This window comes from Micromonospora lupini str. Lupac 08 (assembly GCF_000297395.2).
Taxonomy (GTDB): domain Bacteria; phylum Actinomycetota; class Actinomycetes; order Mycobacteriales; family Micromonosporaceae; genus Micromonospora; species Micromonospora lupini.
Window position 1 is genome coordinate 275,170 of record NZ_HF570108.1, and the last position, 24,218, is coordinate 299,387.

At 72.5% G+C, this 24,218-nt stretch carries 22 protein-coding genes; 14 read left to right on the forward strand and 8 right to left on the reverse strand.

Annotation, left to right across the window (positions count from 1 at the left end; all coding sequences use genetic code 11):
- Positions 1-27 precede the first annotated feature (27 nt).
- From MILUP08_RS02490 to MILUP08_RS02500, 3 genes are all read right to left on the reverse strand, one after another.
- Positions 28-279: a hypothetical protein gene (locus MILUP08_RS02490; protein ID WP_007454456.1), complete on the reverse strand. Its 252-nt coding sequence runs from the start codon at positions 277-279 to the stop codon at positions 28-30.
- Positions 280-360: 81 nt separating this feature from the next.
- Positions 361-834: a large conductance mechanosensitive channel protein MscL gene (gene mscL, locus MILUP08_RS02495; protein WP_007454458.1), complete on the reverse strand. Its 474-nt coding sequence runs from the start codon at positions 832-834 to the stop codon at positions 361-363.
- A gap of 39 nt (positions 835-873) precedes the next feature.
- Positions 874-1,554, reverse strand: a complete 681-nt coding sequence (locus MILUP08_RS02500) for a FadR/GntR family transcriptional regulator (RefSeq protein ID WP_007454460.1) — start codon at positions 1,552-1,554, stop codon at positions 874-876.
- A gap of 233 nt (positions 1,555-1,787) precedes the next feature.
- On the opposite strand from MILUP08_RS02500, the gene MILUP08_RS02505 reads away from it, so the two are divergent.
- Positions 1,788-2,939 (forward strand): MFS transporter, encoded by a 1,152-nt coding sequence (locus MILUP08_RS02505; RefSeq protein WP_237747223.1) that lies wholly within the window; start codon positions 1,788-1,790, stop codon positions 2,937-2,939.
- Between the two features lie 13 nt (positions 2,940-2,952).
- Here MILUP08_RS02505 and MILUP08_RS02510 read toward each other — a convergent pair whose 3' ends face one another.
- A complete protein-coding gene (locus tag MILUP08_RS02510) occupies positions 2,953-3,309 on the reverse strand; it encodes an STAS domain-containing protein (RefSeq protein ID WP_007454464.1) in 357 nt (118 codons plus the stop codon).
- Between the two features lie 165 nt (positions 3,310-3,474).
- On the opposite strand from MILUP08_RS02510, the gene MILUP08_RS02515 reads away from it, so the two are divergent.
- From MILUP08_RS02515 to MILUP08_RS02540, 6 genes are read left to right on the forward strand one after another with little or no spacing between them, the layout of a single operon-like run.
- On the forward strand, positions 3,475-4,335 hold the full coding sequence (locus tag MILUP08_RS02515) for an STAS domain-containing protein (protein ID WP_007454465.1): 861 nt from the start codon (positions 3,475-3,477) through the stop codon (positions 4,333-4,335).
- On the forward strand, positions 4,335-4,745 hold the full coding sequence (locus MILUP08_RS02520; protein WP_007454467.1) for an STAS domain-containing protein: 411 nt from the start codon (positions 4,335-4,337) through the stop codon (positions 4,743-4,745). The genes MILUP08_RS02515 and MILUP08_RS02520 overlap by 1 nt, the downstream gene beginning before the upstream one ends.
- Entirely contained in the window at positions 4,742-5,161 is a 420-nt protein-coding gene (locus tag MILUP08_RS02525) for an ATP-binding protein (RefSeq protein WP_007454469.1), read from the forward strand. The genes MILUP08_RS02520 and MILUP08_RS02525 overlap by 4 nt, the downstream gene beginning before the upstream one ends.
- Entirely contained in the window at positions 5,158-6,165 is a 1,008-nt protein-coding gene (locus MILUP08_RS02530; protein ID WP_007454471.1) for a SpoIIE family protein phosphatase, read from the forward strand. Before MILUP08_RS02525 ends, MILUP08_RS02530 begins: the two co-directional genes overlap by 4 nt.
- Positions 6,162-7,523 carry a sensor histidine kinase gene (locus MILUP08_RS02535; protein WP_007454472.1) on the forward strand — a complete coding sequence of 454 codons (1,362 nt, stop codon included), beginning with the start codon at positions 6,162-6,164 and terminating at the stop codon, positions 7,521-7,523. Before MILUP08_RS02530 ends, MILUP08_RS02535 begins: the two co-directional genes overlap by 4 nt.
- Positions 7,524-7,525: 2 nt before the next feature.
- Positions 7,526-9,064: a SpoIIE family protein phosphatase gene (locus MILUP08_RS02540; RefSeq protein WP_039907183.1), complete on the forward strand. Its 1,539-nt coding sequence runs from the start codon at positions 7,526-7,528 to the stop codon at positions 9,062-9,064.
- A 20-nt stretch (positions 9,065-9,084) separates the two neighbouring features.
- Here MILUP08_RS02540 and MILUP08_RS02545 read toward each other — a convergent pair whose 3' ends face one another.
- Positions 9,085-9,960 (reverse strand): helix-turn-helix domain-containing protein, encoded by an 876-nt coding sequence (locus tag MILUP08_RS02545; protein WP_007454474.1) that lies wholly within the window; start codon positions 9,958-9,960, stop codon positions 9,085-9,087.
- Positions 9,961-9,991: 31 nt separating this feature from the next.
- Here MILUP08_RS02545 and MILUP08_RS02550 point away from each other — a divergent pair, with 31 nt between their 5' ends.
- The 4 genes from MILUP08_RS02550 (at position 9,992) to MILUP08_RS02565 (ending at position 13,495) form a co-directional block, all read left to right on the forward strand.
- Positions 9,992-10,576 (forward strand): TIGR03086 family metal-binding protein, encoded by a 585-nt coding sequence (locus MILUP08_RS02550; RefSeq protein WP_007454475.1) that lies wholly within the window; start codon positions 9,992-9,994, stop codon positions 10,574-10,576.
- A 158-nt stretch (positions 10,577-10,734) separates the two neighbouring features.
- Positions 10,735-11,271, forward strand: coding sequence for a PadR family transcriptional regulator (locus MILUP08_RS02555; protein WP_007454476.1), 537 nt, complete (start codon positions 10,735-10,737; stop codon positions 11,269-11,271).
- A complete protein-coding gene (locus MILUP08_RS02560) occupies positions 11,268-11,969 on the forward strand; it encodes an ABC transporter ATP-binding protein (RefSeq protein ID WP_007454477.1) in 702 nt (233 codons plus the stop codon). The genes MILUP08_RS02555 and MILUP08_RS02560 overlap by 4 nt, the downstream gene beginning before the upstream one ends.
- Positions 11,966-13,495, forward strand: coding sequence for an FtsX-like permease family protein (locus tag MILUP08_RS02565; RefSeq protein ID WP_007454478.1), 1,530 nt, complete (start codon positions 11,966-11,968; stop codon positions 13,493-13,495). Before MILUP08_RS02560 ends, MILUP08_RS02565 begins: the two co-directional genes overlap by 4 nt.
- A 24-nt stretch (positions 13,496-13,519) precedes the next feature.
- Here the strand turns inward: MILUP08_RS02565 and MILUP08_RS02570 are convergent, their stop codons facing one another.
- Both MILUP08_RS02570 and MILUP08_RS02575 read right to left on the reverse strand, forming a co-directional pair.
- Entirely contained in the window at positions 13,520-13,708 is a 189-nt protein-coding gene (locus MILUP08_RS02570) for a hypothetical protein (RefSeq protein WP_007454479.1), read from the reverse strand.
- A gap of 125 nt (positions 13,709-13,833) precedes the next feature.
- Complete coding sequence (locus MILUP08_RS02575; RefSeq protein ID WP_039907184.1) at positions 13,834-15,930, reverse strand: S9 family peptidase; 2,097 nt, start codon at positions 15,928-15,930, stop codon at positions 13,834-13,836.
- Positions 15,931-16,026: 96 nt separating this feature from the next.
- On the opposite strand from MILUP08_RS02575, the gene MILUP08_RS02580 reads away from it, so the two are divergent.
- Positions 16,027-17,385 (forward strand): FAD-binding oxidoreductase, encoded by a 1,359-nt coding sequence (locus MILUP08_RS02580; protein WP_007454481.1) that lies wholly within the window; start codon positions 16,027-16,029, stop codon positions 17,383-17,385.
- Between the two features lie 120 nt (positions 17,386-17,505).
- Here MILUP08_RS02580 and MILUP08_RS02585 read toward each other — a convergent pair whose 3' ends face one another.
- A complete protein-coding gene (locus tag MILUP08_RS02585; protein ID WP_007454482.1) occupies positions 17,506-19,575 on the reverse strand; it encodes a SpoIIE family protein phosphatase in 2,070 nt (689 codons plus the stop codon).
- A gap of 274 nt (positions 19,576-19,849) precedes the next feature.
- On the opposite strand from MILUP08_RS02585, the gene MILUP08_RS02590 reads away from it, so the two are divergent.
- Positions 19,850-23,665 (forward strand): HAMP domain-containing protein, encoded by a 3,816-nt coding sequence (locus MILUP08_RS02590; protein ID WP_007454484.1) that lies wholly within the window; start codon positions 19,850-19,852, stop codon positions 23,663-23,665.
- Entirely contained in the window at positions 23,662-24,216 is a 555-nt protein-coding gene (locus tag MILUP08_RS02595) for a response regulator (RefSeq protein WP_007454486.1), read from the forward strand. Before MILUP08_RS02590 ends, MILUP08_RS02595 begins: the two co-directional genes overlap by 4 nt.
- Positions 24,217-24,218: the final 2 nt, after the last annotated feature.

The following is a 24,218-nucleotide window of genomic DNA, read 5'->3' on the forward strand; positions in this document are numbered from 1 at the left end:
CGCAGGCTCGTCTGTCCGTTCAGCCGTTCAGTTGTTCGGGAGGGTCCAGCTGCCCGGTGGGCGCGGGGAGAGCTCCCGCCAGGTGTCCGTGCCGTCGAGCAGCGCCCGGACCGTCTCCTCGGCCTCGTCCGCACTGCCGTACTCGTAGAACCGGGAAATGCCCTCGGCGCCGCCGGCCCGCTGCTCGACGTGCCACCGGTCGGCGTCCACCCGCAGGAACACGTCCCGTCGGGCGAGTCGCCCCCATTTCCCGTTCCACCAGTGCTTGCGCTGCTCCATGGCGGGACTCTATCGAACACACGTACGAGAAAGTGCGGCCCCTGCGGGATTCCCGCAGGGGCCGATGTGCATCCGTTCGGGTCAGCGCTGCATCGGCGGGTCGGTGCGACGGCCCAGCACGTCGTCAAGCGCCCCGCGCTGCTGACCGGGGGTGGTGTGCCCGGCGGAGACGAGGGCGTCCCGGATCTCGGTGAGCAGCTTGACCTCTTCGCTGGGCGCCGAGGGCGGCGGCTCCTCGCCCCGCTTGCGCCGCTCGGCGAGCCGGTTCATCGGGTAGACGACCAGGAAGTAGAGCGCCATCGCGGTCAGCAGGAAGGTGATCACCGCGTTGACGAACGCCACCCAGTCGAACGGGATCTCCCGGAACGTGGGGACCGAGCCGGTGAGGCCGTTCTTGTTCCCGGTGATCAAGACGATGATCACCCGGACCAGCGGTTCGAGGAACGACTTGGTGAGCTGGGTGACCACGCCCGTGAACGCGGCGCCGATGACGACACCGACCGCCAGGTCGACGACGTTGCCGCGCATGATGAAATCTTTGAAGCCCTTGAGCATCCGTACTCCCGAGGTGTCCGTTTTTCCGTCGCGGACAACCTATGCCCCTTGGGCGGGCTCCAGAAAAGCGCCGGCTTCGATCGCCGCCCGGCTCGGATCGCCGGCCCGGATCGCCTCGACCAGTCGGGTGTGGTCGACGTAGCGCTCGGGCGTGAGCGCGCTACCCATCGCCTGGGCGACCGTGCTGCGCAGGGCCGTGCCGACCGAGGCGTACAGCTCGGCGAGCATGGCGTTGTGCGCGGCGGCGACCACCGCGACGTGCAGCGCCGCGTCGGCCTCGACGAACGCGTCGACCCGGCCGCCGCGCCAGGCCGCCTCGCGGTCGGCGAGCGCGCCGTCGAGCGCCGCCAGGTCGGCAGGTGTACGCCTCAGCGCGGCGAGCCGGGCGGCCTCCACCTCGAACGCGCGCCGCACCTCGATGACCTCGGTCATCCGGTCGTCGCCCAGTCGGCGGGCCACCACCGGCGCCAGTTCGTCGGTGGACACCACATACGTGCCGGAGCCCTGCCGGCACTCCAGCACCCCGGCGTGCACGAGGGCGCGGACGGCCTCCCGGACCGTGTTGCGTCCGACGCCGAGCGCGGCGACCAGCTGTGGCTCGGTGGGGATGCGCCCGCCGACCGGCCACTCGCCGCCCAGGATCCGGGCCCGGAGCTGCTCGATCGTCTGCCGGACGCGATGGCCGCGGGGCGGCACTGCGGACTGGCCGCGGGGCGGCACGGCGGACTGGCCGCGGGGCGGTGCCGGCGGTGCGGAGGGGGAATCGACCGACGGTGGCACTGGTTACATCACCGGCCCAGAATTCATCCCATGATTGTAGGTTAGAGGTCATGACCCCGCCACCCGTCGCCGCTTTGGCCCCGCCCGGTCCCGCCGTCGATATCCGCCCGACGCGCGACCCCGTGGGCCGGCGGCCGCACCCGGCGACCGGTGGCGCGCTCGTGCTTGTCGGGATGCTGCTGGTCGCGCTCAACCTGCGCACCGCCGTCACCAGCCTCGGCGCCCTGCTCGACGAGATCCGCGACGGCCTGGGGCTCTCCGGCACCATGGCCGGTCTGGTCACCACACTGCCGACCATCGCGTTCGCCGGCCTCGGCGCGCTCACCCCGTGGCTGGTCCGCCGGGTCGCGCCGGCCCGGGTGCTGGTGGTCGCCATGATCGCCCTGGCCGCCGGTCAGGTGCTCCGGGCGGCGACCGACTCGGCCTGGATCTTCGTGTTCACGAGCGCGCTGGCCCTGGCCGGCATCGCGGTCGCCAACATCCTGCTGCCGATGCTTGTCAAGCAGCACTTCGGCCACCGGACCGGCCTCGTCACCGGGGCGTACACCATGGCGTTGACCCTGGGCACGACCGTGGCCGCGGCCAGCGCGGTGCCGATCGCGCACGCCTTCGGCTCCTGGCGGGCCGGCCTGGGCGTCTGGGCGGCGCTGGCCGCGGTGGCCGTACTCCCGTGGGTGCCGCTGGCGCTGCGGACCCGGGCGGGCGCGCGGCGCGCGACCCCGACGGCGGCCGTCGCCGCGCCCACGCGGGTCCGGCCCGCGCGGACCCGGCTGGGCTGGGCCATGGCGGTCTACTTCGGGGCGCAGTCGCTCAGCGGGTACGCGATCATGGGCTGGCTGGCCCAGCTCTTCCGCGACGCCGGCTACCAGCCGGAGTCGGCCGGGCTGCTGCTCGCCGGGGTGACCGCGCTCGGGGTGCCGATCGCGCTGCTGATGCCCACAGTCGCCGGCCGGCTCGCCACCCTGCGTCCGCTGGTGCTCGGCCTGACCGCCGCCTCGGCGCTTGCCTACCTGGGGCTGGCGTTCGCTCCGCACGGCGCCGCACTGCTCTGGGTGGCCCTGCTGGCGCTCGGACAGGGCGCGTTCCCGATGATCCTGACGACGATCGGTCTGCGCGCGCGCACCGCCGAGGGGACCGTCGCGCTCTCCGCGTTCGCGCAGAGCACCGGGTACGTGATCGCCGCTCTCGGCCCGCTGCTGGTCGGCATCCTCTACGAGGTCACCGGCGGGTGGACGGCGCCGATCGGGTTCCTGCTGGGCGCACTTGTCGTGCAGACGGCCGCGGGCATGGCGATCGCCCGTCCCCGCTACGTCGAGGACGAGTAGGGCGCGACAGCGGTCAGGAGGACGCCGGAGTCGGTTCGCCGGCGACGGCCTCGTCCACAGTCGGATAGGTGTGCAGCACCTCGACGAGCCCGCTCACCTCGAGGATGCGCAGCACCCCGCGCTGCGGAGCGGCCAACCGCACCACACCGCCGGCCTCGTCACAGCTGTTCTTGGCGCGAACGAACACCGACAGCCCGGTCGAGTCGCAGAACGAGACGTCCGCCAGGTCGAACACCAGCCGGTTACGGCCCTTGTCGAGCAGGTCGGTGATCTGGTCCTGCAACTGCGGTGCGGTTGCCATGTCCAGCTCGCCCGCGACCGACACGACGACCACGTCGCCGCGTTGTTCCGTGTGCACCGTCAGGGACATTCGCCAGACCTCCTGTTATCGGGGGAACGGTATCCCACGACGGTGGTCCCACGCAGAACGGGAGCCGGCATCCGGTGGCCATCATCATTCCATTGCTGTGGGGCAAGTAGTTGCCTGGTTCCCGGTGATAGAGTCCGGCCGGTCCAGGTCGAGGGGGGTTTCACGATGGCGTTGAACGCCGAGGAAAGTGGTCGGCTCGTCGCGCTGCTGGGTGGGCACGCCGAGCGGGTCACGCAGCGGTGGACCGACATCGTTGCCGGTTCGCTGCGGGGCCGGCTGAGCCACGCCGAGCTGCGCCGGCAGGTCGAGGACCTGCACCGGGCCATCGTCGGCACGGGTGAGCAGGGCGCCATCGACCTGTCCGCCGAGAGCGCCGGCGAGCTGCGGGCGGCGCTCTCCGAACTGTCCCGGGGCAGGGCCCGGCAGGGCTTCTCCGCCACCGAGACGACGATCAGCATCTTCGCGCTCAAGGACGTGCTGGCCGAGCTGGTGCAGGAGGCCGGCGGCGCGAACGCGCTGCACGACTACGTCGCCTTCTCCAAGCTCGTCGACGAGCTGGGCCTGTTCACCTTCGAGAGCTTCGTACGCACCCGAGAGAGCCTGATCGCCGACCAGGCCGAGCAGCTGCTCGAACTCTCCACCCCGGTGGTCAAGCTCTGGGAGGGCGTGGTCGCCGTCCCGCTGGTCGGCACTCTGGACTCGGCCCGCGCCCAGGTGGTCATGGAGCGGCTGCTGCAGACCCTGGTCGACACCGGCTCCCCGTACGCGATCATCGACATCACCGGCGTCCCCGCGGTGGACACCCAGGTCGCCCAGCACATCCTGAAGACCGTGGTGGCCGCCCGGCTGATGGGCGCCGACTGCATCATCTCCGGCATCCGTCCGCAGATCGCGCAGACCATCGTGGCGCTCGGCATCGAGTTCGGCGACATCGCCACCAAGGCCAGCCTCGCCGACGCGCTGCGCCACGTGCTGCGGCTCACCGGGGTGGAGACCGCTCGTCGCCAGCCACGCCGGGACGCCTGATGGAGCGCGTGCCGATCCTCAAGATCGGTGACATCCTGCTCGTCTCCATCCAGCTCGACATGTCCGACCAGACGGCGGTCCAGCTCCAGGACGACCTCGCCGAGCGGATCGTGGCCACCGGCTGCCACGGCGTCATCATCGACATCACCGCGCTGGACATCGTCGACTCCTTCGTCGGACGGATGCTCTCCACCATCGCGTCGATCTCCAAGGTCCTCGACGCGGAGACGGTGGTGGTCGGCATGCGACCCGCCGTCGCCATCACCCTTGTCGAACTGGGGCTGTCGCTGAACGGCATCCGTACCGCGCTGAACGTCGAGCGCGGCATGGAGCTGATCGCGGCGGCCCGCGCCGACGAGCTCGACTACCAGCTCGACGACGATCCGGACGCCGAGACGGCCACGCCGTGACCGCGGGCGTCGACCTGGGCCAGCCGCAGGCGCAGTCGGTCCGCAGCGACGAGGACGTGGTCCGCGTCCGGCAACTGGTCCGCACGGTGGCGGTCGCCGTCAAGCTGTCGCTTGTCGACCAGACCAAGGTGGTCACCGCGGCGAGCGAGCTGGCCCGCAACACCCTGGTGTACGGCGGTGGCGGCACCGTGGAGGTGACGACCGTGGACAACGGGCGTCGCAAGGGCGTCCGGATCGTCTTCGCCGACTCGGGCCCCGGCATCGCCGACCTCGACATGGCCCTGACCGACGGCTACACCACAGGCGGCGGGCTCGGCCTCGGGCTCAGCGGATCCCGCCGACTGGTCGACGAGTTCGAGATCGAGACGTCGGCGGAGACCGGCACGCGGATCACGGTCACCAAGTGGTCCAGGTGAACGGGGACGCGGTCACCGACAGCGGCATCTGGTTCCGCGTGGAGGCCAGCAGCGCCGCCAGCGCCGTACGGCGGGCCGCGGAACGCCTCGGCGAGCAGATCGAGATGGGTGCGACGCGCATCGCCGACCTGGCCATCGTCGCCGCCGAACTGACCAGCAACCTCGTCAAGCACGCCGACAACGGCGTCCTGCTGCTCCGGCCGGTCCGCCGCGCCGGGCAGGCCGGCGTGGAGCTGGTGGCCATCGACTCCGGGCCCGGCATGGCCGACCTCACCGTGTCGTCCCAGGACGGGCACTCCACCACTGGCACGCTCGGCATCGGCCTCGGCGCCATCGTCCGCCAGGCGAGCTGGTTCGACGGATACTCCCTGCCTGGCCGGGGCACCGTCCTCGCCGTGCAGGTCTGGCCGGCCGAACCGGCCCAACCGTCCTGGGCCGGCGCCCTCACCCGGCCGATCACCGGCGAGACGGTCAGCGGCGACGGGTACGCCGTCCGGCTCGCCGACGGCCGGCACCAGGTGTTGGTCAGCGACGGACTGGGGCACGGCCCGTTGGCCGCCGCCGCCACCGAGGCGGCGCTCGCGGCCTTCCGTGACGCCCCGGCCAGCCCACCGGCCGCGGTGGTCAGTCACCTGCACCGGAGCATGTCGCACACCCGCGGCGCCGCGCTCGCGGTCGCCGAGCTGGCGGCCGGGGTGCTGCACTACGCCGGGCTGGGCAACATCGCCGGGGTGATCGTCGAGGGCGACGGTCAGCGCCGGGGGCTGGTGTCGCTGCCCGGTATCGCCGGGCACCAGCGGCCGACGGTCCGCGGCTACGACTACCCGTTCGGGCCGGGCGCCCGGCTGGTGATGCACAGCGACGGAGTGGTCGACCGCTGGCGGTTGACCGACTACCCGGGTCTCGCCGAACGGTCTCCGCTGGTGATGGCGGCGACCCTGCTGCGCGACGCCGGGCTGCGGCGCGACGACGCCTGCGTTCTGGTCGCGAGGTCCTGGGCATGACCGCCGAGCCGGCCGCGCTGCCGCTGTTGCAGATGGCGCTGCGGGTCGAGCAGGACATCTTCGTCATCCGCCAGCGCGGCCGCGAGGTGGCCGGCGTGGTGGGCCTCGAACACCAGGACCAGGTCCGGATCGCCACCGCGCTCAGCGAGGTCGCCCGGGACCTGCTGCGCATGACCGGCGGCGCGGACGTCGCGTTCCACATCGACGCGGGACCCGACGGCCGGTTCCACCTCCGCGCCGACCTGGCCCCGGTGGGTCCGCTGCCCGACGGCCGGTACGAGCCACAGTCGGGTGCGGTGTCCCGACTGGTCGACACACTGAGCGTGTCGACCGCCGAGGGGGTTACGGTCGTACGGATGTCCCGAAGAGTCCCGGCCAACGCGCCGACGCCGACCCCGGAGCGGCTGGCCGAGTTCCGCGCTGAACTCGGCCGCACCGCGCCGGGCAGCGCGCTGGACGAGTTGACCGTGCAGAACGGCCAGCTCATCGCCGCACTCGACGAGGTACGCAGCCAGCGCGACGAGCTGGCGGTGCTGAACGACGAGCTGGCCGAGACCAACCGCGGTGTGCTGGCGCTCTACAACCAGCTCACCGAGGAGCTGGAGGCGACCAACCGGGGCGTCGTCGCCCTCTACGCCGAGCTGGACGAGAAGTCGGCCCAACTGCGCGCCGCGAGCGAGTCGAAGAGCCGCTTCCTGGCGAACGTGAGCCACGAACTGCGCGCCCCGGTCACCGCGATCATCGGGTTGGGGCGGCTGCTCGCCGACTCCTCCTCCGACCCGCTCACCGCCGAGCAGGCCCGCCAGGTGGGCCTCATCCGCTCGTCGGCGGAGGATCTGCTCGGGCTGGTCAACGAACTGCTGGATCTCGCCAAGGCCGAGTCGGGCCGCATCGAGCCGGACTGGGCGGACGTGGATCTGCGCCCGGTCTTCGGTCAACTGCGCGGCACCATGCGGGCGCTCGCCACCCGGCCGGGTGTGGGCCTCGTGGTGGAGGAGCCGACCGAGCCGGCCGTGCTCCGCACCGACGAGGTGCTGCTCGGCCAGGTGTTGCGCAACCTGCTGCACAACGGGTTGAAGTTCACCGAGCGCGGCGAGGTGCGGCTGCGCGCCCGACGGCGGGACGACCGGTGGAATTTCGAGGTCAGTGACACCGGCCCGGGCATCGCGCCCGAGCTGCACGATCGGATCTTCGAGGAGTTCTACCAGGTGCCGGGGGCGACCCGGGTCGGCGGCACCGGCCTCGGCCTGCCGTACGCCCGGCGGCTGGTGACCCTGCTCGGGGGCACCCTGGAGCTGGCCAGCGAGCCGGGCCGGGGCAGCACGTTCACCGTCTCCCTGCCGACAGGCGGAGCGTGACGGTGGACGGCGGCCCGGCGACCGTCCTGGTGGTCGATGACAGTCGTACCAAGCGCTACCTGCTGGTCAGCTGGCTGACCCGGGCCGGGTACACAGTCCTCGAAGCGGAGAACGGCGCCGAGGCGCTGGCTCGCGTCGACACGGACCGGATCGACCTGGTGGTGCTCGACGTCCGGCTGCCCGATCTGAGCGGCTACGAGGTCTGCGAACGGATCAAGGCGGCGCACCCGGTGTTGCCGGTGATCCACGTCTCCGCGCACGCCGTGGACGTCGCCGACCGGGCCCAGGGGCTCACCCGGGGTGCCGACGCCTACCTGGCCGAGCCGATCGAGCCGGAGGAGCTGATCGCCACCAGCCGGGCGGTCCTGCGCTACTACCAGGCCCGCAAGCGTGCCGAACTGCTCGCCGAGCGGCTCCTCGGCCTCGCCGACACCACAGTGGCGGTGCACGCCGCGTCGACCTTCGCGCGGCTGCTCGAGGTCGCCGCGGAGGGGGCCGCGCAGATCTTCAAGAGCCCGGCGGCGGTGATCGCCGAGACGTTCGACGGCGACTGTCTGGCCGGGATCTGCGCCGGCCCGGGCGCCGAGGCGGCAATCGTGCCGTGGGTCGTCGACGACACCGGGGTGCCCACGGGCGCAACGGTCAAGGTGGAGGTTCCGGCGAACTGGGGGCTGCTGGCCTGGCCGGCGGACGACACGGTGACGGTGGCCGCCGCCCGGCTGCGGGAGGACCGGGCCCCGCTGTACGTGGTGGTCCCCACCGCCACCCAGACCGCCCGGACGCCGGTGCTCGTGCAGCTCGCCCAGGCCGTCGCGGCGGCGGTCGAGGCCCAGCGCTCCTTCGACGAGGAGCACCGGATCGCCGTCACCCTCCAGCGCAGCCTCCTCCCACGCAGCCTGCCGACGGTGGCCGGCCTGGACCTCGCGGTGCGCTACGAGCCGGCCAGCGCGCAGACCGAGGTGGGCGGTGACTTCTACGAGCTGGTGATGCTCGACGGGCACCTGCTGCTGGCGATCGGCGACGTGGCGGGCCACTCGCTGCACGCGGCCACCGTGATGGCCGAGCTGCGGCACGCGGTGCGGGCGTACGCGGTCGAGGGGCACCAGCCCGGCGAGATCCTGCACCGGGTCAACGAGCTGATGCGGACCCTGCTGCCGAACGAGTTGGCCACGCTCTGCGTCCTGCTGCTGCACCCGCCGACCGGGCGGGTCCGGCTGGCCAGCGCCGGCCATCTCCCCCCGCTGCTCCAGCAGAACGGCAAGATCGAGTTCGTGCAGCACTCGGCGCCACTGCTCGGCGTCCGCGCGCCCCGACCGGCCGACCTGGAGTTCGTCCTGCCGGCCGGCGCCACGCTTGTGTTCTACACCGACGGGTTGATCGAGCGTCGGGACGCCACCATCGACGAGGGGCTGGCCGCGCTCGCCGCGGTGGCCGCCACCGTCGACGACGACCTGGACGAGTTCTGCGCCCGCCTGCTTGTGGAACTGGCCCCGTCCAAGATCCAGGACGACGTCGCCGTGGTAGTCCTGCGCCGTCGCTGAGGGCCCGCTGCGCTGGCGGCTCAGTGCACCGAGCGCGCGTACGCGGCGGGTGACACCCCGGCGACGGCGGTGAAGTCGCGGACCAGGTGGGCCTGGTCGCTGTAGCCGAGGTTGGCGGCGAGTCCCGCCCAGTCGAGCGGAGCCCCGGCGGCCCGCTCGACTGCCTCCTGGAGGCGGTAGCGGCGGATCACCCACTTCGGGCCGACCCCCACGTACTCAGTGAAGAGCCGTTGCAGCCGGCGGACCGGGACGTCGTGCCGCGCGGCGAAATCGTCGACGCGCAGCACCGTCCGGTCGGCCCGGATGGACTCGGCCAGCCGGACGGCCTCCGCGGCGGCCGGGTCCGGGTCGGGCGCCCACGCGGTGAGTGCCGCATCGAGCGCGCGACAGCGGTCGGCGTCGCTGCCCGCGCACACCGGATGGGTGGGACCGGTCAGCCGGCCGACGGGCAGCGGCAGTCGACGTCCGGTCAACTCGGCCACGGAACGACGCCAGAACGGGTGGAAGCCACCTGGGCGGAACTGGATCCCGCAGACCCGGCCGGTGCCGGTGAGCGTGATCCGGAACAGGTCGCGGCCCACCCCGGCCACCTCGCCGGCCTCCACCCCGCCGCGGTGGCCGACGCCGTCGCGATCGCCGTTGCGGTCGTTGTCGCGGTCGTTGTCGCGGTCGCTTTCGCGGTCGCCCTCGTCGTCGCTCCGGAACACCACGTTGACCGCCGGGTGCGGCACGATGCGCTGCTCGAACGGCGCGCTCAACGTCCAGTCGATCAACCAGTAGTGCTCGACCCACAGGCGCAGGGGTTCGGCCGGCAGGTGCCGCCGGAAGCGGACCTCGCGCAGCAACCGCGCCGGGTCGAGAATGCCCCGACTGTCGCCACGCGGTCGCTGTCGCATTTCTTCAAGACCACCCTCATACGCTGGCCATATGGCCACTCAGACTAGCGATCTGCTGGCGGCTGCGGCGCCGCGAACCGTCGACGTGGTACGCGGTGTCGCCGACGACCAGCTCGACCTGCCCACTCCGTGCCGCGACTACGTGGTCCGTGATCTGCTCAACCACCTGTTCGAGGTGGTGGTGAACTTCCAGGACCTGGCTCAGAAGAGGCAGGTGGAGTGGGCCGAGAAACCCGACCACCTGGACGACGGCTGGCGGGACCGGTTCCCGGTCGAGACCGACCGCCTGGTCGCCGCCTGGTCCGACCCGTCCACCCTGGAAGGTGTCTCACCCGGCATGGGGCTGCCGCAGACCGTCATCGGCGGCATGGCGCTGCTGGACCTGATCGTGCACGGCTGGGACCTCGCCGTGGCGACCGGCCAGCCCTACCGGCCCGCCCCGGAGGCGGTGGCCGAGCTGCACGCCCTGGTCGAGCAGCTGGGCCCGACCGCCCGCAAGATGGGCGTCTTCGCCGACCCCGCCCCAACCGAACCCACCGCAACCCCCACCAACCCCGACCTGGACCGCCTCCTGACCCGGACCGGCCGAACCCCCACCTGGCCCCGGACTCCCTGACTCCACCCCATCCCCTGCGGTGATCAAGAGGTTTGCGTCATCAGCGCGACGAAATCTGACCCAAATCTCTTGATCACCGCTGCGGGAGGGGCGGGGCAGGGGAGTCGGAGCGGGGTGGGTGGTTGACTTGGGTATTCGCTCGGTGAATAGTGTGCCGGGTGTCCACGCCGCATGTGCTGCTCGGGTTGCTCGCTGGGGGCAGCCGGCACGGGTATGAGCTCAAGCGTGCGCACGACCAGCGGTTGCCCCGGGCTCGGCCGTTGGCGTTCGGGCAGGTCTACGCCACCCTCGGTCGCCTGGAACGGGACGGCCTGGTGGCCACCGCCGGCCAGGATCGGGCCTCCGGGCCGGACCGCACGGCGTACGAGCTGACCGGTGAGGGTCGCGCCACGCTGGACCGGTGGCTGTCCGCTGTGGAACCACCGATGCCGTACGTGGCCAGCACGCTCTTCGCCAAGGTCGTGGTGGCGCTGCTGGTGGCCGACGTCGACCGCGCCCGGTCGTACCTGGTCGCCCAGCGGGCCGCCCACACCGCACGGCTGCGGGAGCTGACGGCGGTCAAGGCCGACCCGGCCGCAACCCTCAGCGACGTCGTCGCGGCCGACTTCGCGATCGCCCACCTCGACGCGGACCTGCGGTGGCTGCACACCACCCTGGGCCGGGTCGCCGACTGGCACCGGGAGGTGCATCCGTGACGCAACTCCAGGCTCGCGGCGTGGTTCGGGCGTACGGCCCGACGCCCGCCCTGCGCGGTGTGACGCTCGACGTGGCCGAGGGCGAGATCGTCGCGGTCACCGGTCCGAGTGGCTGCGGCAAGTCGACCCTGCTGCACTGCCTGGCCGGGATCCTCCGGCCCGACGCGGGCGAGGTCACCTGGCGCGGCCACCGGATCGACACCTGGTCGGAGGCGGCCCGGTCCCGGCTGCGGCGCACCGAGTTCGGGGTGCTGTTCCAGTTCGGCCAGCTCGTCGCCGAGCTGACCGCGGCCGAGAACGTGGCCCTGCCCCTGCTCCTCGCCGGCACGGGGCGGCGAGAGGCACGGACGGCGGCGCTCACCTGGCTGGAACGCTTCGGGGTGGCCGACCTGGCCGACCTCCGGCCGGGGGAGATGTCCGGAGGTCAGCAGCAGCGGTGCGCCACCGCGCGTGCCTTGGTCACCGAACCGTGGGTGCTCTTCGCCGACGAGCCGACCGGCGCGCTCGACACGCTGACCGGCGAGCAGGTGCTCACCCAGCTCGTACGCCTGGCCCGCGAGCAACGCACCGCCGTCGTGCTGGTCACCCACGAGCCGCGGATCGCGGCGTACGCCGATCGGGAGATCGTGCTGCGCGACGGCCTGGTGGACCACACCGGCCTGGGGCTCGACGTGCCGTTGGCGGGCGGCGCCCGGTGAGGCCGGCGACGTTGGTGCGGCTCGCGCTGGCCGGCAACCGGACCGACACCGCACGGGTGGTGCTGACCGCGCTCAGTGCCCTGCTGGCGACGCTGGCCGGGCTGGCGGCGCTCACCGTGCTGGCGATCCAGAAACCGGCGGGTGACGCCTGGGCGGAGTCCGAGCAGTACCGCAACGAGTTGCTGCGGGAGCCGGGGTTGCGCGGGGGGACGGCGTTCGCGCTGCTGATGCTTGCCATCCCGGTGCTGGCGCTGGCCGGCCAGTGCGCCCGACTCGGCGCCCCGGCGCGGGACCGCCGCCTCGCTGCCCTCCGGCTGGCCGGCGCCACCCCCGGTCAGGTCACCCGCCTGGCGGTGCTGGAAACCGGCCTGGCGAGCCTGCTCGGCACCATTGCCGGGCTGGGCGTCTACCTGGTCGGTCGTGAGCTGCTGCACCGGCCGGACGAGCGGGGTCGCCTGGCCCTGCCCACCGACGTGCTGCCGTCGACAGGCGCGCTTGTCGCGGTGGTGCTGGGTCTGCCGGTGCTCGCGGCGGCAGCCACCGCCCTGATGCTGCGTACGGTCACGACCAGCCCGCTCGGGGTCAGTCGCAAGGCCGTGCGGGAACGGGGTCCCCGTCCCTGGGCCGGGCTGTTGATCGGCCTGGGCCTGGTCTCCTTCGTCGCCGTACGCCCGGCGATGGACCGGATCGACGGGAACGACGTGGTGCGGGGGTGGGTTCTGCCACTGCTGGTCCTGGCGGGTGGCCTCGCCGCGATGATCGGTGTGGTCATCGGCACCGGCTGGATCTCGCACACCTGCGGACGTCTGCTGCACCGGCACGCCCGTGGCGCGGCGGCGCTGCTCGCGGCGGGCCGGCTGATGGCCGACCCGTGGGCGGGCAGCCGGACGTTCGCCGCGCTGCTGGCGGCCGTGATCTTCGGTGCCGGCGCGGCGGCGCAGCGCGCCTACTTCGCCACCCAGGATGAGCTGGAACGGGAGCAGAACCGCCTCGCCGGGGTGGACGCCGGCACCAACCCCTTCTACCTCTCGACGATGGACCTGGTCGACGCCGCGGTGGCCGTGGCGGTGCTGATCGCGGCGGGCGGGCTGCTCGTCGCGCTGGTCGAGGGGATCGTCGCCCGCCGCCGCGCCTACGCCGCGCTGATCGCCACCGGCGTGCCGCGTTCCACGCTGAGCGGATCGGTGGCGTGGCAGGCGCTGGCCCCGGCGGTGCCGGCGATCCTGCTGGCACTCACCATCGGACTGCTGCTCGGCCGAGGACTCTTCGGCAGCGTCAGGGTCAGCGCGGGCGGGTCGTCGACGGTGGTGTGCGAGGCCACGGCGGCGCTCTGTGACGATCCGGCGACCCGCGACCAGTACACCCGGATCGTGCAGGTCGCCGGGGCGGAGCGGGTGATCCCCGTACCCCTGGAACAGCTGGCCTGGCTCGGCGCCGGCGCCCTGGCGGCGGTGCTGGTGACGGTCGGCGTCGGCCTGCTCTTCCTGCGGGTGAGCACGGCGGTGGACGAGCTGCGGACGGCCTGAGTCGGGGCCGACCGCCGACCGGCGTCAGGCGCTGAGCAGGCCGGCGGAGAGCGCGACAAGCGTGCCGACGACCGCCGAGCAGCAACACACCAGGAGGCCGGCGACGATCGCGAGGATCAGCCAGACGCGACGGTCCCGGGCGACGGCCGCGATGCTCGGCCGCCGGCGGGCCTCGTCGGCCGACCCGTCGTCATCCTCCGTTGCCCCGGTCACGCCGAAAGTCTAGGCCCGTGACCTTTCCGGCCCGGTCCGGACCGCGCCCGCCCCGTCATGATCGCGCTCGATCCTGGGAACACTCCCGGGATCGGGCGCGATCATGCGACGTGCGGCGGCGCTGGTCAGGCGCGACCGAGGCGGTCCAGGATCCAGGCGTTGATGAACGCCTCCTCGCGCCACGCGTCGTACCGGCCGCTCGGGCCACCGTGCCCGGCGCCCATCTCGGTCTTGAGCAGGTAGTCGCCCTGCGGGGCGGTCGCCCGCAGCCGCGCGATCCACTTCGCCGGCTCGGAGTAGAGCACCCGCGTGTCGTTGAGGCTGGTCACCGCGAGGATCGCCGGGTAGTCCACCGCCGCGACGTTCTCGTACGGCGTGTACGACTTCATGTACGCGTAGACCTCGGGGTCGTCGAGGGGGTTGCCCCACTCCTCCCACTCGGTGACGGTGAGCGGCAGCGACGGGTCGAGGATCGAGGTGAGCGCGTCCACGAACGGCACCTGCGCCACGATCCCCGTGAACGCGTCCGGGGCGAGGTTGGCGACCGCGCCCATCAGCAGCCCACCTGCCGAGGCGCCCCTGGCGACCAGCCGGTCGCCGGCCGTCCAACCCGACTTGACGAGGTGCCGGGCGCAGGCGACGAAGTCGGTGAACGTGTTCTTCTTGGCCAGCATCTTGCCCTGGTCGTACCAGCGCCGGCCCAGCTCGCCACCGCCGCGGATGTGCGCCACCGCGAAGACCACGCCCCGGTCCAGCAGGGACAGGCGGGCCACCGAGAACCAGGGGTCCATGCTTGCCTCGTACGAGCCGTAGCCGTACAGCTCGCAGGGCGCCGAGCCGTCCCGGGGCGTGCCGACCCGGCACACAAGCGAGATCGGCACCCGCGTGCCGTCGTCGGCGAGCGCCCAGTCGCGGTGCTGCTCGTACTCCGCCGGGTCGTACGGCCGCCCGTCCGGGCCGGGCAGCACCGGCTTCTGCTTACGCAGCACCATCTGGCGGGTGACCAGGTCGTAGTCGTACACCGAGTCGGGGGTGACGAGCGACGAGTAACGTAGCCGGATCTGCCCGGTCCGGTACTCCGGGTTGGCGTCCAACCCGACGCTGTAGAGCGGTTCGGGGAAGTCGATGTCGTACGAGTCGTCGCTGCCGACCGGCAGCACCCGCAGGCCGGTGAGCCCTTCGGTGCGCAGCGACACCACCAGGTGGTTCGCGAACGCGTCGACCGCCTCCAGGCGGGTGCCCGGGGTGTGCTCGATCAGCGGCACCCAGTCGCCCGGGGTGTCCGCCGAGGTGAACGCCAGCGCGAAGTCCTCCGCGCCGTCGTTGTGCAGGATCAGGAAGCGGTGGCCGTGGTGCTCCACGGCGTACTCGACACCCTGCCGGCGGGGCGCGATCACGGCCGGCGCCCCGGTGGGGTTGCCGGCCGGGATCACCAGCACCTCGCTGGTGATCTTGCTGTGGATGTCGATCAGGATGAACTTCTCCGACCGGGTCAGCTCCACGCCCACCCAGAACCGCTCGTCGTCCTCCTGGTGGACCACCACGTCGTCGGCCGCCGCGGCGCCGATGGTGTGCCGCCACACCCGGTTCGGCCGCCAGGCGTCGTCGACTGTCACGTAGAACAGCACCGACGCGTCGGCCGACCAGGCGGTGCCGTAGAACGTGTCGGGCACCTCGTCCGGCAGCAGCTCGCCGGTGCCCAGGTCCTTCACGCGCAGGGTGAACCGTTCGTCGCCGGAGAAGTCGGTCGAGTACGCCAGCCAGCGGCCGTCCGGGCTGACGTCGAACGCGCCGAGCGAGAAGAAGTCGTGCCCCTCGGCCAGCAGGTTGCCGTCGAGCAGCACCTCCTCGCCGTCGAGCGGGGCGCCGTCCGCGCTGACCGGTGGGTCGGTCTCGCCGTCGCGGACCGCGCGCCGGCAGTGCACCCCGTACTGCTGGCCCTCGATCGTCCGGGTGTAGTACCAGTGGCCGCCCTTGCGGGTGGGCACGGACAGGTCCGTCTCCCGGGTGCGCTGACGGGTCTCCTCGAACAGGTCCGCGCGCAGGGCGGCCAGGTGCGCGGTGCGCTCCTCGGTGTACGCGTTCTCGGCGGTCAGGTAGGCGATCGTCTCCGGGTCGTCCTTGGCGGCGAGCCAGGCGTACTCGTCGACGACCGTGTCGCCGTGGTGGGTGCGCTCGGTGGGCACCCGCTTCGCCGCGGGCGGGGCAGTCTCGGTGGTCACGGCGGCCACGTTACCGGCCGGCTCACTCCGTGCGCCGGACCCGCCGCATCCCGAAGGCCGTCACCACGACTTTCGAACACATGTACGATAGCCGGCATGGCGGCAGCAGCGAGTTCCCTCGGCCGGTCCGGAGCCCTTGAGATCACCAGGCGGCTGACGGCGATCTGCGGTCCGCCGTTCGCCCGACTCGCCGGCCCGGCCGACGAGGTGGCCGGCCGCCCGGCCCGCTGGGTGGCGGTGCCCGGTGGCCCGCACGCCGCGGCCGAGGTGCTGCGGCTGGCCGCCGCGCACGACCTGGCGGTGGTTCCCCGGGGCGCCGGCACGAAGATCGACTGGGGTGCCACCCCGACGCAGGTCGACATCATGCTCGACACCGGCCGGCTGGCGGGCATCGGCCACGAGCCGGTCGGAGCGCCGGTGGCCGAGGTGGGAGCGGGCACCCCGCTGCGGGCGGTGCAGGCCACTCTGGAGCGCACCGGGCAGCGGCTCGCGATGGACGCCCCGTCGCCGGGCGCGACGCTGGGCGGGGTGCTCGCCGCCGGGGAGGCCGGGCCGCTCCGGCACCGCCACGGCAGCCCGTGCGACCAGCTCCTCGGCGTTCGCTACCTCGCCGCCGACGGTGAGCTGGTCAGCGCCGGTGGTGGCGCGCCCGGGCTCGACCTGGCCCGGCTGCTCTGCGGCTCGCAGGGCGCCCTCGGCGTGCTGGTCTCGGCGAGCCTGCGGGTGCAACCGGTGCCGGCCAGCCGGCTCTGGGTGTCCCGTCCGGTGTGGACGCCACTGGAGGTCCACGACCTGGTCCGGGCGATTCTCGCCGCCCGACTGGAGCCGGCGGCCATCGAGCTGGACCTGCCCGGCGGGCTGCCCCGGCCGCGCACGGCCTATCCGCCGGGCCACCCGGCCGCCACCGCCCGCGAGCGCCACCCGTCGATGTCCGGCCGGTCCGGCGCCCCGTCCCGAGCGGGCAGCCTGGTCGTGCTGCTGGAGGGCGGTCCGGCCGAGGTCACCGAGCGCGCCGAGCGGCTGGTCGGCCTGCTGCACGGCGAGGCGACCGTCGCCCACTCCGCCCCGCCGTGGTGGCGGCGTTACCCGTTCGCGCCCGGCGACACGGCGCTGCGCCTGGAGGTGCCGATCAGCGACCTGCACGCCGCCGTCTACGCCCTGCGCGACGCGGCAGGCGCTCCCGTGCCGGTGCGCGGCTCGGCCGGGCTCGGCGTCGTGCACGCCGCCCTGCCCGGCGCGGTGGCGCCCGACCGGGTGGCGTCCATCCTGGCCGCCGTCCGCGGCGTGCTGCTGGCCCGGCAGGGTCGCTGCGTGGTCGTCTCCGCTCCCCCTGCGGTGCGTCAGGCCGTCGACCTCTGGGGCGAGCTGGCCGGCCTGGCCCGGCTCCAGGCCGCCAAGGAACACCTCGACCCGGAGCACCGCCTCGCCCCCGGCCGCCTCCCCGGTGGCCTGTGACCCGGCGGCCCGTGCTGCGGCGGCCCGTGACCCGGCGGCCCGTGACCTGGTGGCCCGCGACTTGGTGGCCCGTTGTGCGGCGGCCTGGCCCGGGCTCAGCCGCTGGGGTCGCGTCGGCGGTCAGACCGCGTCGTTGCGGAGCACCAGCACGGCGATGTCGTCCCGGGGCGGCTCGACCGAGAAGTTGATCGCGGCTGCGCGCAGTCGGGCGGCGACCACGTCCGCCGAGTAGCCGGCCAGCGGCGCTGCCGCGTCCCGCAGCCGGTCGGTGCCGAACAGCTCCCGGCCGCGCCGCCGCTCGGTGACGCCATCGGTGTAGAAGATCAGCGAGTCACCCGGCGCGAGCGTGATCTCCGCAGTCGGGGAGGTGATCGTGTCGAGCAGGCCCAGCGCCGTGCCCCCGGTGCCCACGAAGCGGGCGCCGCCTCCACCGGCCAGCAGCACCGGCCGGTCGTGCCCCGCCAGGTGCAGGGAGACGTCCAGGTGGTCGCCGTCGCCCGGGCCGACCGCCGCCAGGGCCAGCGTGCAGTACCGGCCGCCACCCCGCTCGACGAGCGTCTCGTTGAGTCGGGCCAGCGCCTCCGGCAGCGGCTTGCCGTCGCCGACCAGCACCCGGATCACGTCGCGGACCAGCCCGGTCACCGCCGCCGCCTGGACGCCCTTGCCCGAGACGTCCCCGATGACCACGAGCCAGCGCCCGTCGGGCAGCGGCACCACGTCGTAGAAGTCGCCACCCACCTCGGCGTCGTCTCCGGTCGGCACGTACTCGGCGGCGAAGCCGATGCCGTCCACCACGGGCAGCACGGGCGGCAGCAGGGACTGCTGGAGCGTCTGCGCGACCCGTCGACGCTCGGCGTGGATGCGAGCGTTCTCGATCGCCAGCGCGGCCCGCCGGGCCACGTCCTCCAGCACCGCCACCTCGTCCGGGTCGTGCCGGTGCCGTTGGTGCCGGCCCACCGCCAGGGTGCCGAGCCGCTGGCCGCGGGCGATCAGCGGGACCGCGAAGCCCTCCATCGGCCCGCCGAGCGGGATCTGCGCCGCGCTGCGGGACGCCTCGCGCAACCGGGCCTGGATCGAGTCCGGGCCGGTCTCCGCCAGCACCTTGTGCAGTTGCGGCAGCATCGACTCGTCGGCGTGGCTGGCCGCCGCCAGCCGCAGCCGGCCCCACTCGTCGGTGGTGTGCACCGCGCACCACTGGCCGAGGCGGGGCACCACCAACTGCGGGATCAGCGCCATGGTCAGCTCGACGTCCAGCGACTGGGCCAGCAACTCGCTCGCCTCGGCCAGGAACGTCAGCCACGCCTGCCGGCGTACGTCCGCCCGGCGCAGCCGGTCGTTCTCCAGGTGCAGCGACAGGCGCTCGGCGGTGAGCACCGCAAGCGGCCGGGCGTACGCCGACGGCGCGGCGTCCAGCTCCAGCTCCCCGGCGTACGGGCGGTGCACGGTCAACGGCACGCGCAGCAGCTCGCTGTCGGGGCGGGGCTGCCGGCCGAAACGGGCCAGCAACTGTCGGCCCTGACCGTCGCCCCGGTCCAGACGGATCGCGCCGCCGGCCGCGCCGACCATCTCGGCGACCCGGCTGAGCAGGCTGGTGGCGAAGTCGGGCAGCGGGTCGTCCGCGTACACGTCGGGGGCGGTCTGCATGAGTTCGCTCATCGCGCCGGCGCTCGGCGCCGAGCTGTCGACGGACCCGGGGTTGCCCGACATCGACGTGCCGCCGGCGCTGGACCCGGCCGCCGGTTCGGCCCCGGGTCGGTCCAGCCGGAACCAGACGCCCTTGCCCGTCGGCAGGTACGTGGTGCCCCAGCGGCTGGCGAAGTGGTCGACGAGCAGCAGCCCGCGACCCCGCTCGGAGACCTCGTTGATCTCGGTCGCGTCGTTGCGGGTGCCGACGGTCAACTCGTCGTTGCCCGAGCTGGGCGCGAAGTCGGAGACGGTCACGGAGAGCCCGACACCGTCCGCGACGACCTCGATGTCCAGTTCGGTGCCGGCGTGCTCCACCGCGTTGGTGGTCAGCTCGGTGGTGAGCAGCAGCGCCTCGTTGACCAGGTCGTCCAGGTGCGCCTCGGCGAGGACGGAGCGGACGACCGCGCGGGCGGCGGCGGGCGTACGGCGGTCGGCGGGCAGGCGCACACGCCGGGCGGCCCCGCTCCCGGCCCCGGCCGTCGCGGCCCCCGCCTCGGCTGACATCCCCGTATCCTCCACCGTTCCCCCGCCGGGTGCCAAGCCGATGCACGATCGGCGGGCCGGGCGCCGGCAGGCGGGTGGCGGCGGCCACGAGATTCCCCGGTGATCAGCGCCACTCGGCGAGGTCTGTGCCGGGTTGGGTGTCGCCGGGGGGATCGTGGAGGCCGCCAGGGTCGGCCGGCGGGTCGCGCACCCTGGCACTACGGCGCGCGCGGGCACAATATGGGGTGCCGGTGTGTCCGTACGGGCACGGCGCCCCCGAGTTGAGCGAGGAATGATGACCACGGCGAAGCAGTCGGTCGCGGATCCGTCCGCGCCCGACCACGAGGCGCTCCTCAGTGAGTTGACCGAGGCGCTGCGACGGATCGGTCGCGGCGACCTGAAGGTTCGACTTCCCCGCCGTGCCGGCGCTGTCGGTGAGGTGGCGGACGCCTTCAACGAGATGGTCTCGCTCCAGGAGCGGCAGCACCTCGACCTGCGGCGGATCAGCCGGATCGTCGGTCGGGACGGCCGGCTCACCGAGCGTCTCGACGACGAGGGGCTGGACGGCTCCTGGGCGGAGGGGCAGCGGGCGATCAACTCGCTCATCGACGACCTGGGCCGGCCCACCACGGAGATCGCCCGGGTCATCGTGGCGGTCGCCGACGGCGACCTGTCCCAGCACATGGCGCTGGAGATCGACGGTCGGCCGCTGCGCGGTGAGTACCTGCGCATCGGGCGCACCGTGAACACGATGGTCGACCAGCTGTCGTCGTTCTCCAACGAGGTGACCCGGGTGGCCCGCGAGGTGGGCACCGAGGGCAAGCTGGGCGGCCAGGCCGACGTCCGGGGCGTCGCCGGCACCTGGAAGGACCTCACCGACTCGGTGAACACCATGGCGTCGAACCTGACCGGCCAGGTGCGGTCGATCTCGCAGGTGGCGACGGCGGTGGCCAAGGGCGACCTGTCGCAGAAGATCACGGTCGGCGCGCGCGGTGAGGTCGCCGAGTTGGCCGCGACGATGAACTACCTCACCGACACGCTGCGGCTCTTCGCCGAGCAGGTGACCCGGGTGGCCCGCGAGGTGGGCACCGAGGGCAAGCTCGGCGGCCAGGCCGAGGTGCCGAACGTGGCAGGCACCTGGAAGGACCTGACCGACAGCGTCAACTCGATGGCGTCGAACCTGACGGCCCAGGTCCGCAACATCGCCCAGGTCTCCACCGCGGTCGCGCGCGGTGACCTCTCGCAGAAGATCACCGTGGCGGCGCAGGGCGAGATCCTGGAGCTGAAGGACACCGTCAACACGATGGTGGACCAGTTGTCGTCGTTCGCCGACGAGGTGACGCGGGTGGCCCGTGAGGTGGGCATCGAGGGCAAGTTGGGCGGTCAGGCGCAGGTACGCGGGGTCTCCGGCACCTGGCGGGACCTCACCGAGAACGTCAACCAGTTGGCCGGCAACCTGACCAGCCAGGTCCGCAACATCTCCCAGGTCTCCACGGCGGTGGCGAAGGGCGACCTGTCGCAGAAGATCACGGTGGATGCGCGGGGCGAGATCCTGGAGCTGAAGTCGACTGTCAACACGATGGTGGACCAGCTCTCGTCGTTTGCCGACGAGGTGACCCGGGTGGCCCGCGAGGTGGGCACCGAGGGCAAGCTGGGCGGTCAGGCGCAGGTCAAGGGCGTCTCCGGTACGTGGCGGGACCTGACCGACAACGTGAACTCGATGGCGTCCAACCTGACCAGCCAGGTCCGCAACATCGCCTCGGTGACCACCGCCGTGGCGAAGGGCGACCTGAGCCAGAAGATCACCGTCGACGCGCAGGGCGAGATCCTGGAGTTGAAGTCGACTGTCAACACGATGGTGGACCAGCTCTCGTCGTTTGCCGACGAGGTGACCCGGGTGGCCCGCGAGGTCGGTATCGAGGGCAAGCTCGGGGGTCAGGCGCAGGTCAAGGGCGTCTCCGGCACCTGGCGGGACCTCACCGAGAACGTCAACCAGCTCGCCTCGACGCTCACCACCCAGTTGCGGGCCATCGCGCAGGTGTCCACGTCGGTGACCCGCGGTGACCTGACCCAGCGGATCGCGGTCAAGGCGCAGGGCGAGGTCGCCGAGCTGAAGGACAACATCAACCAGATGATCGTCACCCTGCGGGAGACGACCAAGAAGAACGCCGAGCAGGGCTGGCTGGACTCCAACCTGGCCCGCATCGGTGGCCTGTTGCAGGGCCAGCGGGACCTGGGCGAGGTCTGCCGCATGATCATGACGGAGGTGACCCCGCTCGTCGACGCCCAGCTCGGCGCCTTCTTCCTGGCCGACGACGCCGACGGCAGCATGCGGCTGCGGTTGACCTCGTCGTACGGGTACGTGGCGCGCGGGCACGACGTCACCTTCGGACCGGGTGAGGGGTTGGTCGGGCAGACCGCCCTCTCGCGCCGGACGATCCGGGTCAGCGCCTCCCCGAACAGCCGTCTCACGCTGCGCTCCGGCCTGGCCGAGACACCCCCGTCCGACCTGGTGGTGCTCCCCGTGCTGTTCGAGGGGGAGTTGCTCGGGGTGATCGAGTTCGCAAGCGTGGCCGCCTTCTCCGAGCTGCACCTGTCGTTCCTGGAGCGGCTGGTGCTCACCATCGGTATCGCGGTCAACACCATCCAGGCCAACAGGCGTACGGAGGAGCTGCTGGCCCAGTCGCAGCGACTCGCGCACGAGTTGCAGGAGCAGTCGGCGGAGTTGCAGCGCACCAACGCCGAGCTGGAGGAGAAGGCCACCCTGCTCTCCGAGCAGAAGGGCAACATCGAGACCAAGAACCGGGAGATCGAGCTGGCCCGGCTCGGCCTGGAGGAGAAGGCGCAGCAGCTCACGCGGGCCTCGGCGTACAAGTCCGAGTTCCTGGCCAACATGAGCCACGAGCTGCGTACGCCGCTGAACTCGCTGCTGTTGCTGGCCCGGCTGCTGGCGGAGAACTCGGAGCAGAACCTCAACCCGAAGCAGATCGAGTTCGCGCGAACCATCCACAGTGCCGGCTCGGACCTGCTCTCGCTCATCGACGACATCCTGGACCTGTCCAAGATCGAGGCCGGCCGGATGGATGTCGAGCCGACCGAGATCCGGTTCACGGAGATCCGCGGCTACGTCGAGCAGGCCTTCGCCCCGCAGGCCGAGGAGAAGAACCTCGACTTCCAGGTACGCGTGAGCAAGGATCTGCCGCCGGCGTTGGTCACCGACGCGCAGCGGTTGCAGCAGATCCTGCGCAACCTGCTCTCCAACGCGGTGAAGTTCACCGACAACGGCGCGGTGACGTTGCGGATCGCCCCGGCGGCGGAGAACGCGGTGTTCGACGTGCCGGCGCTCACCAACGCCCAGCAGGTGATCGCGTTCACGGTGATCGACACCGGCATCGGCATCTCCGACGACAAGTTGTCGATCATCTTCGAGGCGTTCCAGCAGGCGGACGGCACGACCAGCCGCCGCTACGGCGGCACCGGCCTGGGGCTGTCGATCAGCCGCGATCTGGCCCGCCTGATCGGGGGCACCATCACGGTGTCGTCGGCGCCCGGGCAGGGTTCGACGTTCACGTTGTTCGTGCCGCAGGTGCTGGCGCCGGACGCGGTGGTCGCGCCCCAGTCGCCGTCGCCGCAGCGTGCCGGCCTGCCGTCGTCGCTGCTGATGCCGCCGCTGGAGCTGCTGCCGGCGCGGCCGGAGGCGCCGGTCACCCGTCAGTTGGACGGCGCCACCGTGCTGATCGTGGACGACGACGTCCGCAACGTCTTCGCTCTGACCAGCGCGTTGGAGCTGCACGGCATGACCGTGCTGTACTCGGACAACGGGGCGGACGGCGTCCGCCTGCTGGCCGAGCACCCGGAGGTGGACATCGTGCTGATGGACGCCATGATGCCGGACCAGGACGGATACGAGACGACCCGCCAGATCCGCCGTAACCACCGGTTCGCCGACCTTCCGGTCGTCTTCCTGACCGCGAAGGCGATGCCGGGTGACCGCGAGTCCGCGCTCGCGGCCGGGGGAAGCGACTACATCACCAAGCCGGTCGACCTGGACGACCTGATCGAGCTGATGTCGTCCTGGATCAGCGGCGGCCGGACCGAGGAGACTTCGTGACCCAGATGGCCAAGGCGCTGCTCGTGGACGATCGCCGGGAGAATCTGATGGCCCTGGAGGCGATCCTCCAGGGTCTGCCGGTTCAGTCGGTGGCCGTGGAGAGCGGCGAGGCGGCGCTCAAGCAGCTGCTTGTGGACGACTTCGCGGTGATCCTGCTGGACGCGCAGATGCCGGACATGGACGGCTTCGAGACGGCCAGCCACATCAAGCGCCGGGAGCGGACCCGGCACGTGCCGATCATCTTCCTCACCGCCGCCGACCGGGACGCCCAGCTCGCGCTCCGGGGTTACCAGGTGGGTGCGGTGGACTACCTGACCAAGCCGTTCGACCCGTGGGTGCTGCGGGCCAAGGTGTCGGTCTTCGTCGAGCTGTGGGTGAAGACCCGGCAGTTGGCCGCCCAGTCGGATCTGGTTCGGGAGCGCGACACGCAGTGGCGGCGGCTTACCGACGCGGTCGACGAGGCGACGACCCTGCTCCGCTCCGACGACCAGGGGTCGCGGGACCGTGCGGTGGAGCTGCTCGAGCAGGCCCGCTGGGGCAGCTCCGCCTGACC

Excerpts from the sequence above, each read along its gene's own strand:
- MILUP08_RS02505 (WP_237747223.1), top strand. The coding sequence starts at position 1,788 with ATGCTGCTGGTCGCGCTCAACCTGCGCACCGCCGTCACCAGCCTCGGC.
- MILUP08_RS02545 (WP_007454474.1), bottom strand. The coding sequence starts at position 9,960 with ATGCGACAGCGACCGCGTGGCGACAGTCGGGGCATTCTCGACCCGGCG.
- MILUP08_RS02510 (WP_007454464.1), bottom strand. The coding sequence starts at position 3,309 with ATGTCCCTGACGGTGCACACGGAACAACGCGGCGACGTGGTCGTCGTG.
- MILUP08_RS02550 (WP_007454475.1), top strand. The coding sequence starts at position 9,992 with ATGGCCACTCAGACTAGCGATCTGCTGGCGGCTGCGGCGCCGCGAACC.
- MILUP08_RS02535 (WP_007454472.1), top strand. The coding sequence starts at position 6,162 with ATGACCGCCGAGCCGGCCGCGCTGCCGCTGTTGCAGATGGCGCTGCGG.
- MILUP08_RS02590 (WP_007454484.1), top strand. The coding sequence starts at position 19,850 with ATGACCACGGCGAAGCAGTCGGTCGCGGATCCGTCCGCGCCCGACCAC.
- MILUP08_RS02490 (WP_007454456.1), bottom strand. The coding sequence starts at position 279 with ATGGAGCAGCGCAAGCACTGGTGGAACGGGAAATGGGGGCGACTCGCC.
- MILUP08_RS02585 (WP_007454482.1), bottom strand. The coding sequence starts at position 19,575 with ATGTCAGCCGAGGCGGGGGCCGCGACGGCCGGGGCCGGGAGCGGGGCC.
- mscL (WP_007454458.1), bottom strand. The coding sequence starts at position 834 with ATGCTCAAGGGCTTCAAAGATTTCATCATGCGCGGCAACGTCGTCGAC.
- MILUP08_RS02580 (WP_007454481.1), top strand. The coding sequence starts at position 16,027 with ATGGCGGCAGCAGCGAGTTCCCTCGGCCGGTCCGGAGCCCTTGAGATC.
- MILUP08_RS02515 (WP_007454465.1), top strand. The coding sequence starts at position 3,475 with ATGGCGTTGAACGCCGAGGAAAGTGGTCGGCTCGTCGCGCTGCTGGGT.
- MILUP08_RS02520 (WP_007454467.1), top strand. The coding sequence starts at position 4,335 with ATGGAGCGCGTGCCGATCCTCAAGATCGGTGACATCCTGCTCGTCTCC.